Source organism: Streptomyces sp. KL109B (genome assembly GCF_030766935.1).
Classification (GTDB): domain Bacteria; phylum Actinomycetota; class Actinomycetes; order Streptomycetales; family Streptomycetaceae; genus Streptomyces.
This window is the reverse complement of record NZ_JASERL010000015.1, coordinates 1-14,922: the sequence shown is the minus strand read 5'-3', so window position 1 is coordinate 14,922 and position 14,922 is coordinate 1. Positions and strand designations below refer to the sequence as shown.

General features: G+C 68.9%; 10 protein-coding genes, 1 tRNA gene and 2 pseudogenes. 6 read left to right on the top strand and 7 right to left on the bottom strand.

Going from position 1 to position 14,922, the window contains the following annotated elements; translation table 11 throughout:
• Positions 1-14: 14 nt before the first annotated feature.
• From RBJ65_RS36095 to RBJ65_RS36080, 4 genes are all read left to right on the top strand, one after another.
• A complete protein-coding gene (locus RBJ65_RS36095; protein WP_306319875.1) occupies positions 15-1,772 on the top strand; it encodes a histidine kinase in 1,758 nt (585 codons plus the stop codon).
• Positions 1,769-2,407, top strand: coding sequence for a response regulator transcription factor (locus tag RBJ65_RS36090; protein ID WP_306319900.1), 639 nt, complete (start codon positions 1,769-1,771; stop codon positions 2,405-2,407). The genes RBJ65_RS36095 and RBJ65_RS36090 overlap by 4 nt, the downstream gene beginning before the upstream one ends.
• A gap of 355 nt (positions 2,408-2,762) precedes the next feature.
• Positions 2,763-4,277 carry a long-chain fatty acid--CoA ligase gene (locus tag RBJ65_RS36085; RefSeq protein ID WP_306319876.1) on the top strand — a complete coding sequence of 505 codons (1,515 nt, stop codon included), beginning with the start codon at positions 2,763-2,765 and terminating at the stop codon, positions 4,275-4,277.
• 70 nt (positions 4,278-4,347) lie between these two features.
• Complete coding sequence (locus tag RBJ65_RS36080; RefSeq protein WP_306319877.1) at positions 4,348-5,112, top strand: sulfite exporter TauE/SafE family protein; 765 nt, start codon at positions 4,348-4,350, stop codon at positions 5,110-5,112.
• A 35-nt stretch (positions 5,113-5,147) separates the two neighbouring features.
• On the opposite strand, the gene RBJ65_RS36075 is transcribed toward RBJ65_RS36080, so the two are convergent.
• Positions 5,148-7,235, bottom strand: a complete 2,088-nt coding sequence (locus RBJ65_RS36075) for a DHA2 family efflux MFS transporter permease subunit (RefSeq protein WP_306319878.1) — start codon at positions 7,233-7,235, stop codon at positions 5,148-5,150.
• A 76-nt stretch (positions 7,236-7,311) separates the two neighbouring features.
• Positions 7,312-7,800: a DUF309 domain-containing protein gene (locus RBJ65_RS36070; protein WP_306319879.1), complete on the bottom strand. Its 489-nt coding sequence runs from the start codon at positions 7,798-7,800 to the stop codon at positions 7,312-7,314.
• 128 nt (positions 7,801-7,928) lie between these two features.
• On the opposite strand from RBJ65_RS36070, the gene RBJ65_RS36065 reads away from it, so the two are divergent.
• Positions 7,929-8,002, top strand: a tRNA-Pro gene (locus tag RBJ65_RS36065).
• 1,117 nt (positions 8,003-9,119) lie between these two features.
• Here the strand turns inward: RBJ65_RS36065 and RBJ65_RS36060 are convergent.
• Positions 9,120-10,220 carry an integrase core domain-containing protein gene (locus tag RBJ65_RS36060; protein ID WP_306319880.1) on the bottom strand — a complete coding sequence of 367 codons (1,101 nt, stop codon included), beginning with the start codon at positions 10,218-10,220 and terminating at the stop codon, positions 9,120-9,122.
• Positions 10,221-10,917: 697 nt separating this feature from the next.
• A complete protein-coding gene (locus tag RBJ65_RS36055) occupies positions 10,918-11,607 on the bottom strand; it encodes a hypothetical protein (protein ID WP_306319881.1) in 690 nt (229 codons plus the stop codon).
• A gap of 366 nt (positions 11,608-11,973) precedes the next feature.
• Between RBJ65_RS36055 and RBJ65_RS36050 the strand changes: the two genes are divergently transcribed.
• Positions 11,974-12,519 carry a hypothetical protein gene (locus RBJ65_RS36050; protein WP_306319882.1) on the top strand — a complete coding sequence of 182 codons (546 nt, stop codon included), beginning with the start codon at positions 11,974-11,976 and terminating at the stop codon, positions 12,517-12,519.
• Here RBJ65_RS36050 and RBJ65_RS36045 read toward each other — a convergent pair.
• From RBJ65_RS36045 to RBJ65_RS36035, 3 genes and pseudogenes are all read right to left on the bottom strand, one after another.
• The gene (locus RBJ65_RS36045; protein ID WP_306319883.1) at positions 12,467-12,931 is read right to left on the bottom strand and encodes a transposase; all 465 of its coding nucleotides are present in this window, start codon (positions 12,929-12,931) and stop codon (positions 12,467-12,469) included. The genes RBJ65_RS36050 and RBJ65_RS36045 overlap by 53 nt on opposite strands.
• Before the next feature lie 157 nt (positions 12,932-13,088).
• A pseudogene (locus tag RBJ65_RS36040) lies at positions 13,089-13,262 on the bottom strand (transposase); the annotation flags it as partial.
• A gap of 839 nt (positions 13,263-14,101) precedes the next feature.
• Positions 14,102-14,443, bottom strand: a pseudogene (locus tag RBJ65_RS36035) (transposase); the annotation flags it as partial.
• Positions 14,444-14,922: the final 479 nt, after the last annotated feature.

Here is a 14,922-nt window from a genome sequence, read left to right as displayed (position 1 = left end):
CTTACCGTGTGGCCGTGGACAGTCAGGGTGAGCGGGCGGTTCGGCTGCGCCTGACCGGGGCCGCGGCCCTCGCCGCAGTATCGGGCGGGGCGGGAGCATGGGCGTACGCGCGCAGCGGCGCCTCCGCGGCGGATCTCGTACGGGACCTCGCGGTGGGCTGGGCGTACGCGATCGCGGGCATCGTCGCCTGGCGGCGCAGGCCCGCCAACCACACCGGGCGCCTCATGGTCGCCGAGGGCATCACCTGGTTCTTCGGAAACCTCCAGGGCACCGCGTCCCCCGCCCTCTTCGCCTTCGGCGCCTGGTGGGAGGCGCTGAACATGGCGATCCTCCTGCACCTCATCCTGTCGTTCCCCGAAGGCCGCCTCACCTCGGTCCTCACGCGCCGCCTGGTCCAGGGCGCGTACGGGCTCGTCGCCGTCGGCGGACTCGTACGCACGCTCCTGTTCGACCCGGCGACGCAGACCGGGGCGACGTACCTGGACTGCCGCGACTGCGGACCGAACCTGCTGCACGTGCCCGCCTGGGACGGCCTCTTCGGCCCCTTCGACGCCGCGTACCACGCCGCGGGATGGGTGCTCTCGGTCGTCGCGGCCGTCGCGATCGTGCTGCGCTGGCGCCACGCGTCCGCCGCCCGTAGGCGCGCCCTGCTGCCCGCGTGGATCGGCATCGGCGTCGCCACCGTGTTCCTCATGTGGGACATGCTGTTCTACGTAGTGCCCTGGTTCGGCGGCGTCGGCTCGCTGCCCGAACAGGCCGTCTACCTGATGTCGGACCTCGCTCAGGTCGCCGTCCCCTTCGCCTTCCTCGCCGGCCTCCTGCGCATGCGGCTGCAGCGCGCCGAGGTCAGCGGTCTCGTCATCGACATCGGCACCGACTCCGACCCGGCGCGGCTGCGCGACGCGCTCGTGCGCGTCCTCGGCGACCCGACGCTGCGGCTCGGCCTGTGGGACGAGGAACGCGGCGCGTACGTCGACGGCGCGGGCCGCGAGCTCGGCGGCGCCCAGCGCCCGGGCCGCACCGCGGTCGCCGCCGCCGACGGCCGCCCGCTCGCCCTGCTCCACCACGACCCGGCCCTCGACGAGGACCCCGAACTCCTCGCGTCCGTGGCGGCCGCCCTGCGCCTCGCCCTGGAGAACGTCTGGCTGCGCACGCGCGCGAAGGACGTCGCCACCCGCATCGTGCAGGCCGCCGACGCCGAGCGCGGCCGCCTGGAGCGCGATCTCCACGACGGGGCGCAGACCCGCCTCGTCTTCGCCCTGATGTCCGTACGCCGCGTCCAGAAGGGCCTCACGGACCATCCCGACGCGACGCTGCGCGAGGCCGCCGACGAGGCCGAGTCCAGCCTTCGCCTCGCCATCGACGAACTGCGCGGCATCGCCCAGGGCATCCACCCCGCCGTCCTCACCCGCGAAGGACTCGCCGCCGCGCTGAGCACGCTCGCCGAAGAGGCCGCCCTCCCGGTCGTCGTCGCCGCCGAGCCGCGCCGCTACGACCCGCTCGTCGAGTCCACCGCCTACTTCACCGTCTGCGAGGCCCTGTCGAACGCGGCCAAGCACGCCGACGCCCGCGCCGTCAGCGTCTCCGCCCGGCACCAGGAGGGCCGCCTCGTGGTGGAGACCGTCGACGACGGCGTCGGCGGCGTCGACCTCGCGCGCGGCACCGGCCTGCGCGGCCTCGCCGACCGGCTCGCCGCCGTCGACGGCGTACTGCACATCGACAGCCCCGCAGGGGGCGGAACCAGAATCAGGGCGGAGCTTCCGTGCGGGTGATCGTGGCCGAGGACTCGGCACTCCTTCGGCAGGGGATCGTACGGCTGCTCACCGACGAGGGCATCGAGGTCGCCGCCGAGTGCGGAGACACCGCGCCGCTGCTCGCCCTGGTGGCCGAGCACACCCCGGACGCGGTGCTGCTCGACATCCGGATGCCGCCCACCCATACCGACGAGGGCCTCCTCGCGGCGGCGGCTGTACGCGCGGCGCACCCGGAGACCGGCGTGCTGCTGCTGTCCCAGTACGTGGAGACGACCGCGAGCGTCCGCGCCCTCGCCGAGCGGCCCGAGGGCTTCGGCTACCTCCTGAAGGAGCGCGTCGCCGACGCGGAGGAACTGGGCGGGGCCCTGAAGCGGGTGGCCGCGGGGGAGACCGTCGTCGATCCGCTGGTCGTCGCCCGCCTCATGGACGCGCCGCGCCCGCACGGACCCCTCGACGAACTCACCGGCCGCGAGCGCGACGTACTGGCGCTGATGGCGGAGGGGCGCTCCAACGAGGCCATCGCGCAGAAGCTGGTCATCGGCGGCAAGACGGTCGAGACGCATGTGCGCAACATCTTCGCCAAGCTGAGCCTGGAGTCGGACCCGGCCGAGCACCGCCGCGTCATGGCGGTGCTCCGCTTCCTGCGCGGCTGACCCCCGTCCGCCGCGACAGCCCCCTCGGGCCGCTGCTCAGGTCCCGGCTACCCGCTCCGTCGGACGACGCGCTTCCCCCGTAGCCCCCGTGCTCCCCCGTGCGTCGTCCGCGGAGCGGTGCCGGACCTCCACAGTAGGCGGGCCGACCGGCGGGGACATCAGGGCCAACCCTGAGATCCGGAAGCGACCCAGGGGCCACGGACGTGACCCAGGGCACATTCCCCCGAGCCGGGTGACGAGCGTAGAGTCCCCCAAGGACGGCAAAACTAGCAGCGCTAATTAACGGCTGCCCGGCCTTCCCGACCTGGTCCACCGCCGCACCAGCAGTCAGTAGTACGGAACGGAGCGCAACCCGATGGCCACCCTCTCGCTCGCCGCGATCCTCGCCGACAACGCCCGTCGGCACCCCGACAAGACGGCCCTCGTCGCGGGCGAAACGCGCCTCACCTTCGCGCGGTTGTGGCACGACGTCCGCAAGCAGGCAGCCGCCCTCACCGAGCTCGGCGTCCGCCCCGGCGACAAGATCGCGCTCATGGCGCCCAACACCGTCGAGTTCCCGCGCGCCTACTACGCGGCCATCGCGGCCGGCGCCGCCGTCGTCCCCGTACACCTGCTCCTGTCGGCGCACGAGGTCGAGCACGTCCTCAAGGACAGCGGCGCGACGCTCCTGCTGTGCCACCCCGCGCAGGCCGAGACCGGCGAGGCGGCCGCCGCGGCCGTCGGCGTCCGCACCGTCGCGCTCGGCGCCGACGGCGAGCTGGAGAAGCTCACGGACGCCGCCGATCCCCTCGCCACGTACGCCACCCGCGACGCCGACGACGCGGCCGTCGTCTTCTACACGAGCGGCACCACGGGCGTCCCCAAGGGTGCCGTGCTCAGCCACCTCAACCTCGTCATGAACGCGACCGTCGACGCCTTCGACTGCAACGAGTACAGCCCCGGCGACATCGTCCTCGGCGCCCTGCCCCTCTTCCACGCCTTCGGGCAGACCGCCTCCATGAACGCCGTGTGGCGCGCCGGCAAGACGCTCGTCCTGATGCCGCGCTTCGACGCCGCCAAGGCCGTCGAGCTGATGGTCCGCGAGGGCGTCACCGTCTTCCAGGGCGTGCCCACCATGTACGTCCATCTGCTCGCGGCGGCCGAACAGGCGGACACCCTGCCGAGGTTGCGGGTCGCCGTTTCCGGCGGCGCCTCGCTCCCGGTCGCCGTCCTGGAGCGCTTCGAGCAGCTCTTCGGCGCGCCCGTCCACGAGGGCTACGGGCTGAGCGAGACCTCGCCCGTCGCCGCCGTCAACCAGCCCTGGTACGGCGCCAAGGCGGGCACCATCGGCCACTCCATCTGGGGCGTCGACGTCGAGGTCGCCCGCGCGGAGCTCGACGACCGCATCGAACTGCTGCCCACCGGCGAACTCGGCGAGATCGTCGTCCGCGGCCACTGCGTCTTCTCCGGCTACCTCGGCCGCCCCGAACAGACCGCGCAGGCCCTCGTCGACGGCTGGTTCCGCACCGGCGACCTCGGCACCAAGGACGAGGACGGCTACCTCCGGATCGTCGACCGCAAGAAGGACGTCATCATCCGCGGCGGCTACAACGTCTACCCGCGCGAGGTCGAGGAGGTCCTGATGCGGCACCCCGGCATCGACCACGTCGCCGTCATCGGCCTGCCCGACGACGTGCACGGCGAGGAGGTCTGCGCGGTCGTCGTGCCCAAGCCGGACACCGCGCTCGACGCCGCCGAACTCACCGCCTGGTCCAAGGAACACCTCGGCAAGCACAAGTACCCGCGCCGCGTCGAGTTCACCGACCAACTGCCGCTCGGCCCGAGCATGAAGGTCCTCAAGCGCGAACTGCGCGCTACGTACGCGGGGTGACACGTAACCCGTATCACCATGTGGCGCCCCTGACGCGGGACGGATAGTTGGGTCTAGCATCCGTCCCGCCATGCACGACATATTCGGGATCACACCCTGGGAGTTCTCCGCCCTGGCCGCCGCGGCCATGGTGGTGGGGTTCTCCAAGACGGCCGTCAGCGGCGCCAATACGGTCAGCCTCGCGGTCTTCGCCGCGATCCTGCCCGCGCGCGAGTCCACCGGGATACTGCTCCCCATCCTGATCTGCGGCGACATCCTCGCCGTGCTCACCTACCGGCGGCACGCCCACTGGCCCACCCTGTGGCGGCTGTTCCCCGCCGTCGGCGCGGGCGTGGTCCTCGGCACCGTCTTCCTCGGCTTCGCGGGGGACGGGGCCGTACGGATGTCGATCGGCGTGATCCTGCTCGTCATGGCCGGCGTCACCGTCTGGCGCCGCAAACAGGCCGCGGCCCCCGAGGCCGATGCGACGCCGACCCGCACGGCGCGCGTCAAGGCGGGCTCGTACGGAGTGCTCGGCGGCTTCACCACCATGGTCGCCAACGCGGGCGGCCCCGTGATGTCCATGTACCTGCTGTCGGCCGGCTTCAAGAAGCTCGGCTTCCTCGGCACCTCCGCGTGGTTCTTCCTCATCGTGAACTCCGCGAAGGTGCCGTTCAGCGTGGGCCTCGGCCTCATCGACGGCCGTTCGCTGCTCCTGGACGCCGCGCTCGCCGTTTTCGTCGTCCCGGGAGCGCTGATCGGCAAGGCCTGCGTGAACCGGATCAACCAGCGACTCTTCGAGCAACTCGTCATCGCGGCGACGGTCCTGGGCGGCCTCCAACTCCTGCTCCGCTGAAGGCCGTTCCCACAGGCGACCGGGCGACCGGGCGACTACATGGGGACGAGGGTGCGCTCCGTACCGGGCCTGCTCCCGGCACCGGTCGCCATGTCCTCCACGAGCAGCCGCTTCGCGATCGAGTCGACCGCCACCCGCAGCTCCCCGTCCGCGGGCCTGCCGACATCGGCCTCGACCTTCTTGCTGAGCCAGTCGCCCCACGCGCTGTTGATGACCTCCGACTCCCGGCTGCCCGCCTCGGTGTGCGAGAAGTACGAGCCCGTACGCGTCAGATAGCCCTCGTCGACCATCCGCTGGAACACCGGCACCAGCACCTCCGGCGGCACCCTGCGGCGCGCCGCGATCATGCCGAGGCTCGCGTGCCCGACCATCCGCGTGAAGAAGTCCACCTGCATCACGGCCCACGCGCCTGCGACGTCGAGCCGGGTCTCGGACCGCTCCAGGATCTGCCGCGCCGTGTTGAGGTTCGTCTCCTGCACCATCTTCGCGACGGCCCGTTCCAGCACGTGCGCCGAGTCGCCGGTCGAGGGCTGCGCGAAGCCCTCGCCCATGTCCGCGGAGCCCGCGCGCGCGGTGTCGCGCAGCTCCACCTGCTTGAGGAACAGCGCCACCAGGAACCCGATGACCGCCACCGGCACCGTGCACAGGAACACCGTGTGCAGCGAGTCCGCGTACCCGTTGACGATCGGCTCCCGCGCCGCCGCCGGCAGACTGTGCACGCCCTGCGGGCTCTGCGCCGCCTTGGCGAGCGCCTCCGGGGTGAGACCGGTCCCGGCCCGCGCCGCCTCCGCCACGCCCTGCTTCAGGTTCGGCCCCAGGCTGTTGGCGTAGATCGTGCCGAACACGGCCGTACCGAACGAGCTGCCCAGCGTACGGAAGAACGTGACACCGGACGTCGCCGTGCCCAACTCCGCGTACTCGACGGTGTTCTGTACGGCGATGGTCAACACCTGCATGCACAGACCAATGCCAAGACCAAGGACAAACATGTACACGGACTCAAGCCACGCACTGGTCGAACTGTCCATCAAGGACAACAGATACAGCCCGAGCGCCATGACCAACGCACCCACGATCGGGAAGATCCGATACTGCCCCGTCTTGCTGACCACGTTGCCGGAGAAGATTGAGGCGATCAACAGACCGATCACCATGGGCAAGGTGCGTACACCCGAGATCGTGGCCGAGTCCCCGTCCACGTACTGCAGATACGTCGGCAGGAACGTCATCGCGCCGAGCATCGCGAAGCCCACGATGAAGCTGAGGATCGAGCAGACCGTGAACACCGGGTTCCGGAACAGATGCATCGGCAGCATCGGCTCCGTCGCCCGCGTCTCCGCCCAGCAGAAAAGACCCAGCGCGACGACACCGCCCACGAAAAGACCGATGATGACGCCCGAGCCCCACGCGTACTCGTTGCCGCCCCAACTGGTCCCCAGGATCAGGGCGGACGCCCCGACCGCGACGAGCGCGATGCCGAGGTAGTCGATGATCGGCTTCGCCGCCGACTTCACCACCGGGATGGTCCGGGCGGCGGCGATCACCACGACGATCGCGATCGGTACGTTGACGTAGAACGCCCAACGCCACGTCAGGTGGTCCGTGAACAGGCCGCCGAGCAGCGGTCCGATGACGGTCGAGACACCGAACACGGCACCGATGGCGCCCTGGTACTTGCCGCGCTCGCGCAGCGGGATGACATCCGCGATGAGCGCCATCGCCGTCACCATCAACCCGCCGGCACCGATGCCCTGCACGGCCCGCCACGCGATCAGCAGCGACATGTTCGTGGCCAGTCCGCACAGGAACGAACCGGTGATGAAGATGATCGCGGAGAGCTGGAAGACGATCTTCCGCCCGAACATGTCGCCGAACTTGCCGACGAGGACCGTGGCCACGGTCTCCGCGAGCAGATACGCCGTCACGACCCACGACATGTGTGCCGCGCCGCCCAGGTCCGAGACGATCGTCGGCAGCGCCGTACCGACGATCGTCTGGTCCAGGGCGGCCAGCAGCATGCCGAGCATGATGGTCCCGAAGACGACGTTGCGACGCCGCTTGTCGAGGACGGGGGGCGCTTGTTCGGCGGCCGGAGGCGGGGCTGCTTCTTCGGTGGTCGTCACTCTCGCAGGGTCACATCGGTGCCCGGGCCACGCATGTGGGTGGGGGCCGGACCGGTGACGCGCACCCCACGCCGTGTCAGATCAGGCGCGGCGCGGCGGAAGCGGCGTCCACGGGTGCGGAGGACCGCTCCACCTCGTCGGCGAGGCCGCGCGCCCATCCCACCAGCGCCTCCCTGTCGAGGCCCGCGGGCGCGACGCCCTGCCAGGCCGCGAGGCCGTCCGCGCCGCGGCGCAGCAGCCGGGCGCCACCGGTCGCGTTGCCGCGCGCCGCGTGCGTGAGGCCCACCGCGGTCTGCGCCAGCGCCCGCCACAGGCCGCGCTCCGCCTCGGGCCCCGACTTCCACGCGTCCTCGAAGACTTCGTGGGCGTGGAACGGCCGCCCGGCGTCGAGCAGCGCCTGCGCCTCCGCGACGCTCTGCGCGGCCGTCCGCACGACACCCTCCGGCTGCCGGTCCACGCCGGCCGTCCCGTAGGGGAGTGGCCGCCCGAGCCCGTCCCGGGGCCGCGCGTTGCGTGCCCGCCCCTCCTCGTCCCGGTCCCGGTCACCCATGCGTGAAGTGCTCATTCCCCGATTCTCACCCACCGGCCCCCGCGCCCGCGGATCCGGTTTCAAACCACCCCTGAGCTTGGGGTATTGTTCTTCTTGTCGCCGCCAAAAGGGCCGGGAGAAACCGGGCCGGGGGCAGTCGACATCGGGACGTGGCGCAGCTTGGTAGCGCACTTGACTGGGGGTCAAGGGGTCGCAGGTTCAAATCCTGTCGTCCCGACATTTTATGTCGGTTGCTGTACGTAGTTTCCGCAGCTCAAGGGTCATCTTCGGATGACCCTTTTTGCGTGTCCACGACAGGAGTCGGGGAGCAGCAGGGAGCACAGGGAGCAGGGTTTTGCTCCCTGTGCTCCCTGCCGGTCGCGGTCGTCAACATGACTTGACGGTCAATGCCTCGGGCGGGTGGAAATTGGTGGGGCGGATTGCCCGGGGTGTCGCGGGAAAACGGGGTTGGGGAGCACGGTGGTCAAGTGCTCACCTGCTCCCTGGTGACTTTTCAAAGGGGGTCGTCGAGTCGCGAGCACTTGACCGATTTCGGTGACCCCTTGTCACGAGAGTCATGTGTGCTGCATCGAGGTGTTGAACGAGTGCGGCTCTCGCGGTGCAGGTGGGAGGGGGTGGCGAGGGGTGGGTGTGACAACTTGGCTGTGGGGAGGCGCCGTTGTGCGCCGTTGGCGGAAGTTCGGGGATACCGGAGCGGTCACAGTGGGTAGCTCCGGCGGCTGGCTCGGCGCGGGCGCGATGGATAGCTGTGTCCCGGAGTGAACCTTCGTGATCTGCGGATTCGGAGACGAGAGAGCTGACTTTGAAAGGACGGAGCCCAACTACGCTTCTGCTATGCGGAATTCCAAGGCCTTCAAGGACGCGGTCGCGCAGACGTTGTCCGCGCCCGCCCATCGCGGTGTCACCCTCGCCCGGCCATGGTGGAAGATTCCATTGAGGACCGGATCACGGCGGTCGCGGCGCACCTCGGCATTCAAGTCGGCTCCGCCTGGAGGTACTTCGATGCGTTCGTCTCCAGCAAGCGAGAGCGGTGATTGAGTGGCCTCGGCAGGTGCCGAAACCCGCTCCCGCCTGGATGGACGAGGAATTCAGCAAGGGCAGGCCCCTCATGCCCATCCTCGTCGTCGGCTCGGACGCTGCCCGACGGTGTAACGAGAGCAGGAACCGGGGGCACCTCGTGTTGTCTGTCAGCGCAAGCACGATCGAGTGCAAGAGTTGGGCTGTGGCGGGACCATAGATTCGTTGGGCGATAAGCCGAGCGCGCTCTGGATCAGCCGCGGCCACTGCCCTGGCGATAGCGGCCCTGTGCGCGCCGGAAACCCTGTCCATCCAGGTCAGGCCGCTGAGCGGTGGTACTCGTGGAGGGTGCCTCCGAGTCGGTCGCGGCGGTGGATGTCGAGGTGCGCGAGCTGGATCGGGTCCGTGACCGGTTCGGGGGCGGCGCGCAGCGGGGCGGCGCCGTGGAGGGCTCGGTGGGTGCGGTGCTGGTTGTAGAACTGTTCGTACTCGTGCAAGGCGTGACGCAGGTGGTTCTCGTTCCAGATGAGGGTGCGGTCCAGGAGTTCGCGGCGGAGGCTACGGATCCAACGTTCCATGATCGAGTTCATGCGGGGTACCCGGACGCCGCTGAGGACGATCTCGATGCCGGCGTCGCTGAGGACCTGGTCGAACAGGGCGGGGAACTTCGTGTCGCGGTCGCGGATCAGGTATTTGACCTTGGTGCTGGCTTCTTCGAGGTCCATGGCGAGGTTTCGTGCGGCCTGGGTGACCCAGTCGGCGGTGGGGTGGGCGGTGGTGCCGAGTACACGGATGCGGCGGGTGGCGTGTTCGACGACGGCGAGTATGTACTGGCGCTTGCCGGTCAGGGTGACGGTCTCGATGAAATCTGTCGCCAGGAGGACGTCGGCCTGGGAGCGTAGGAAAGCGGTCCAGGTGGTGGTGGCTCGGCCGGGGGCCGGCTCGATACCCTCGGCTTTGAGAATCTCCCAGACGGTGGAGGCGGCGATCTTGATGCCGAGAGTGGTGAGCTCGCCGTGGATGCGGCGGTAGCCCCAGGACGGGTTTTCGCCAGCCAGGCGCAGGACCAGGAGGCGGATGGAGCGCACGGTCCGGGGTCGGCCTGGGCGGCGAGGTCGAGAGGCGTTCGCGTGGCGTTGTTTGAGCAGGTCGCGGTGCCATCGCAGGACGGTGTCGGGACGTACGAGCAGCCGTAGGCGGCGTAGCGTCTCTTGGGGGAGAGGTCGGAGGAGCGCGGCCAGGAATGCTCGGTCTGCTGGTGCGAACTTGGCCCGTTGTGGGCCGAGTTGCCGTTCCAGGACGGTGATTTGATGGCGCAGGGCGAGGATCTCGATGTTCTTGTCGCGATCGCTCGCCGGGAGCAGCCGCAGCATGGCGAAGGCGTTGGTCACGGTCAGATAGGTCAATCGAAGCAGCACGGCCGTTCATCATGCCGGGCTGCCACGGCGCGATGACGGCTTGAGTGGCCTGCGCGGATGGGGTTCTCGGCACGCTCAAGGTGCGGCGTGCGCTGTAGTCCCATTTTGCCGCTATGAACTTGCGATGCCAGGCCAGTAGCGTGTCCGGAGTGACGGGGAAGACCTGGCGCCAGCGGTGACGGGGTATCAAGCTGGATATTGCCGCCAGCCAGAACCGGTCCGCGGGCTCGTAGCGGATCGGGCTGGCGAGTTGGCGGCGTAGGACCGTGTTCTCGTGCCGGAGCACGAGTATCTCGGCGGCCTTCGCGGTGTCGCTGCGCAGCAGAACCCCGGGGACGGACAACAGCTTGCGGGCCACCTTGTACAGCAGCGAAATAACCACGCGGACATCGTGCCAGTGGTGATCGCTTGCCCGTGCCCACCACCTGCAGCGATGAATTTCCGAGCCCGACACCCGGATATCTCGGCGTGCCGCCTCCGGCCCGAGCGCCGGTGGGCAGGATCCGGTGAACGCCGCCGCGCGCCGCCCCGTCTCTGGGAGGATCGCCCCAACAATCCTGGGAGAGAGCCGACTTGACCACCAGCGGCACGTACGACTCCGAGTGCAGTGCGTGGCGTGAGCCCAAGCCTCGAGCACGGCGGCGCCGCGCACGTCGACCTTCTCTGCACCAACGAGGGCGGATCAGGTGTCTGCGCCTCACTGAGAAGCATCCGAATTTGGTCTTGGGTTAGACACGTCAGCTGCTCCGAAGGTGATTCGGCCTGTTCCTCCTACCACTCTGACGTGCTGGGCGCTTCCCATCAGAATGTTGCGCACTCCGTCTCGAGGCCTCTGTTGTTGGGGCTCCTCCTCCCTCGCCTGTGGACGCACCATGGAGCCCTCTCCTGTGGTGATCGCTGGCCTGTTCTCAAATCCGGTCTGAGGTCCTCCGCCGTCCCGGCGTGCGCACTCGGTGACGGTATCGATGCAGGTCAGCAGGACCTGCAACATAGAGAATCCCTTCCCGTCGTAGGTCTCGCTGGAGTTAAGGCGGGCAATATGGGTGTCGAGGAGACTGACGGCTTCTGTGAGCTGGGCAAGCTGAGCAACGTCACAGTGGCGGATCGAGGCGTGGAGGCTGAACTGCGCCTGGACCAAGTCGTCGAACCACTCGCGTTGGTGTTCCTGGTTAAGGACTGCCGCGCCACCCCCGTTAGCGAATTCCGATCGAAGGTTCGCTGCGCGAAGGAGGTGGCGCAGGGCTCCGTCATAGGCAGCAGTGCGCTGGTCTCGGCTCCACTTCCTGTCCTCTCGACGAGCCTGCCTTCTTTCAGAGAGTGCAGTTCCAAGCAGCGTGGTGAGCGCTCCCAGCAGTGCACCAACCAGTCCGATAATCGCCGCCGCCATCCAGAGCCCTCGCAATCCGCAACATCAACTCGGTTCAGGAGTAAGGCGTCCAGGCAATCGCATCCGTTCCTCGAATGCACCAACTCGGTTGCTGGGGGCACCCGAGTGACTTCCATCGATCAGGTCGCCATGTTGGCAACGCTCGGCTCAGTGTGGGCGTGCTCTCCGTCGGCCACAACCTCGCGGACCACGCGAGCGGGCAGTGCGACAACGACATGCCCTGATGTTCCTGACGCGCCACCACCAAGCCGAGCTGTGGCCTGAGTTAGAAGCCGTATCTCAACCGAACGTGCTCTCTTGATTTCTGCTGGTCAGGCATGGTGCGGCTCCGAATGAGGGAGGGGTCCGGCGTCTGGTTTCCGCTCCATGAGCAAGGGGTGCGCGGTGGCGTCGGTGCTGGGAATGCTGGAGGAGCGGGAGACAGCGGCCCGTGTGCGGGTGGAAGGGCTCCGGGAGGAAGTCGCCCATCTGGCTGGGGTGTTGGAGGCCGCGGAGATCGAGCTGGACCGGCGGGTGATCGCGCGGGAGGAGCTGGTCGAGGCCCTGGCCGTGTCCGCCGCGGAGACGACTGCCGTGCCCGGGGCGGAGCAGGAAATCGTGCCCTCGCCCGCGCCGGTGCCGGGGTCGGTCGTGCCTCCTTGGCGCGAAGGCTTGCCGGTGACGGTTCTGGCGCCGGACTACCAGCGGATCCTGGGCGTGCTCGATGAGCGGCGGCCGGCGGGCCAGGGACCGCTCAGGGCCAGGGAGATCGCGATGGGACTGGGCCTTGGGTCGACGTCGGCGAAGGTCGAGGGGGTGCGCTCGAAGGCCAGGCGCCTGGCGGAGCGCGGGTGGCTCGTGCAGGAGGCGTCGGGGGCCTTCACTGCCGGCCGGCGGCGTGTGGCCGTGCCAGGCGACGGCTCATCCGCGTGACCATCGACCACCGGATCATCGCCTCGCTGCTGGCCGGCAACGTCTCGTAGTCCCGGGCCAGTCGGCGTGAATGCATCAGCCACGCGAACGTGCGCTCTGCCACCCAGCGTCTGGGCAGCACCACGAATCCCGTCATGTCGTCGGTGCGCCTGATGATCTCCAAGGTCAGGGCGAGTTTGTCCCGGCACCAGTCGACGAGGCCGCCGGTGCAGCCGCCGTCGGCCCAGACCAGGCAGATGTCACGGTGCAGGCGGCGCAGCCGGGTCAGCAGGCCCGTCGCGGCATCCCGGTCGCCGATGTTCGCGGCGGTGACCGCGACGACCAGGAGCAGGCCGAGGCAGTCGGTCACGATGTGCCGCTTGCGGCCGCCCACCTTCTTCCCGCCGTCGTAGCCGCGTGAAACGGATGGCACCGAGGCCCGCGGCCTTCACCGACTGCGCATCGATGATCCCGGCCGTCGGCTCCGCCTCACGGCCCTCCCGCTCACGCACCCGTCCGCGCAGCCGATCGTGGAACTCCGTGATCAGTCCGTGTTCGCGCCAGCGGCGGAATAAGGCGTAGACCCGGCCCCAGTCGGGGAAGTCCGCGGGCATCGCCCGCCAGGAGATCCCGCCCGCGACCAGGTAGCGGATCGCGTCCAGCAGCTGGCGGTGGCAGTAGCCCTCGGGCTGCCCGCCCCGGCCCTTCAGCCAGGCCGGCACCGGCAGCAAAGGCCGGACAGCCGCCCATTCCGTGTCCGTCATGTCGGAGGGATACCGGCGTTCCCGGTCCGGGTGGTCGGCCGCGTTGCCGTACACATGCGCGAGGCAATCACACGATGGAGCAGCCAAGTTGAACTGAACGGGTTCGCACGCGTACAACAACGACACTAGGGCCTCCCGGCACTGCTCGGTCAGATTCGCATCCCCGAGCTACCGAGAGGCCCTGTCTTCATGCCCGCACAACGGGAAGATCACCCCGGCGGGAAACCTGTTCGACCCGCACGTTCCACGATCGGTTGAGATACGGCTTCTGAGTTAGCGCAGTCAACTGACCAGGCCGCGCACATCACACTCGGACTGCTCCCGGCCGCCCTGCTCCTGGCCAAGCTCAGCTGTGAGATTGTCTGTATCTGTGGCTCTACCCGGTTCGTGGACGAGATACGTGCAGCGAACCGTGAACTGACCTTGGCAGATGTCATCGTCGTCGCGCCCGGCGAAGCAGACGAGCCGATCACCAACGAAGTCCTCGTCGCGCCACAGCCCGTCGAGGCGGTCGCGTACCCATATCGTCGTCGTACCGGCCGGGTTGCTCGTCCGCGCGATCTGCGCGGTCAGAGAAGGGACTTGCTCACCGGAACGGGGGCGGAGCGACAACGGGCACCTCGACAGCTGCATCCGTCAGCGGAACTCCCCGAGCATGCCCGTTGATCATGCTGCCGCATCGAGGAACTCCAAGATCCCCGACAGAGTCAAGCTCAGTGCGGCGCGCATCGTTGCCACGGCAGCGCGTCCGCTACCTGCTTGATCAAGTAGCGGACGCCCTGCTGGTCGTCGGGATTGATCCACAGACTGTTCCGGAAAACGGCTGCCGCGACGTCCGTCTCGCCGTGCGTGAGCCCCTTCGCCGACAGCGACAGCACCATCTCGTCCACGCCGGACAGGCGCCGCTGACGCTTCTTGACGATGGCCGGCTCGAACGTGCCCGCCACGTCCCTGGGGACCTTGACCTCGACCGGGCCGACATCGGTCTGCACCGTCTTCGCCCGCGTCCCGTTACGGGAATTGCCGCTGCCCCGGCCCTCGGCGTCGTGCTTGTCGTATCCGAGATGATCGGTGATCTCGCCCTCCAGGGCGGACTCCAACACCCGCTTGGTCAGCTGCTGCAGCAGTCCGCCCTCGCCGGTCAGCTGCAGACCCTCCGACCGGGCCCGGTCCACGAGCATCGCGACCAACTGCTCGTCACTCGCTGGTACGACAGCCGCCGGCTCGCCGTCTGGTATCTGCTCGATGGTGGTGTCGCTCATCTGGCGTCTCCTTGATCATCGGATCCGCCGATCATTGAACACTCCCGGACAATGATCGTCTCCAGGAAGTCACAGGACGGCAGGGCCTCGGCCTGCGAGCGCGGGAAGTCCGCCTAAGGGCTGTCCCGCAACGATCTTCAAGTGAGTGTGGCGCATGGGTCGACTCCGCCGGACTTGTCTCGAACTGGTCGGAGAAGCTGGAGATTTGGCACACGCCCGTTGCGTAGTCTCGTTGCGTGCAGTGGCATCTGGTACTCGGCTTCGTGGCTGCAGTCACACCCCTGACGTTGATTCCCGGAACGAGCTTCACGCTGGTCACGCAACAAGTGATCGCGGGTTCGCGGTCCGACGGCGCCCGCGCCGCTCTAGGGTCGGCATGCGGGCTCCTGGTCCATGCG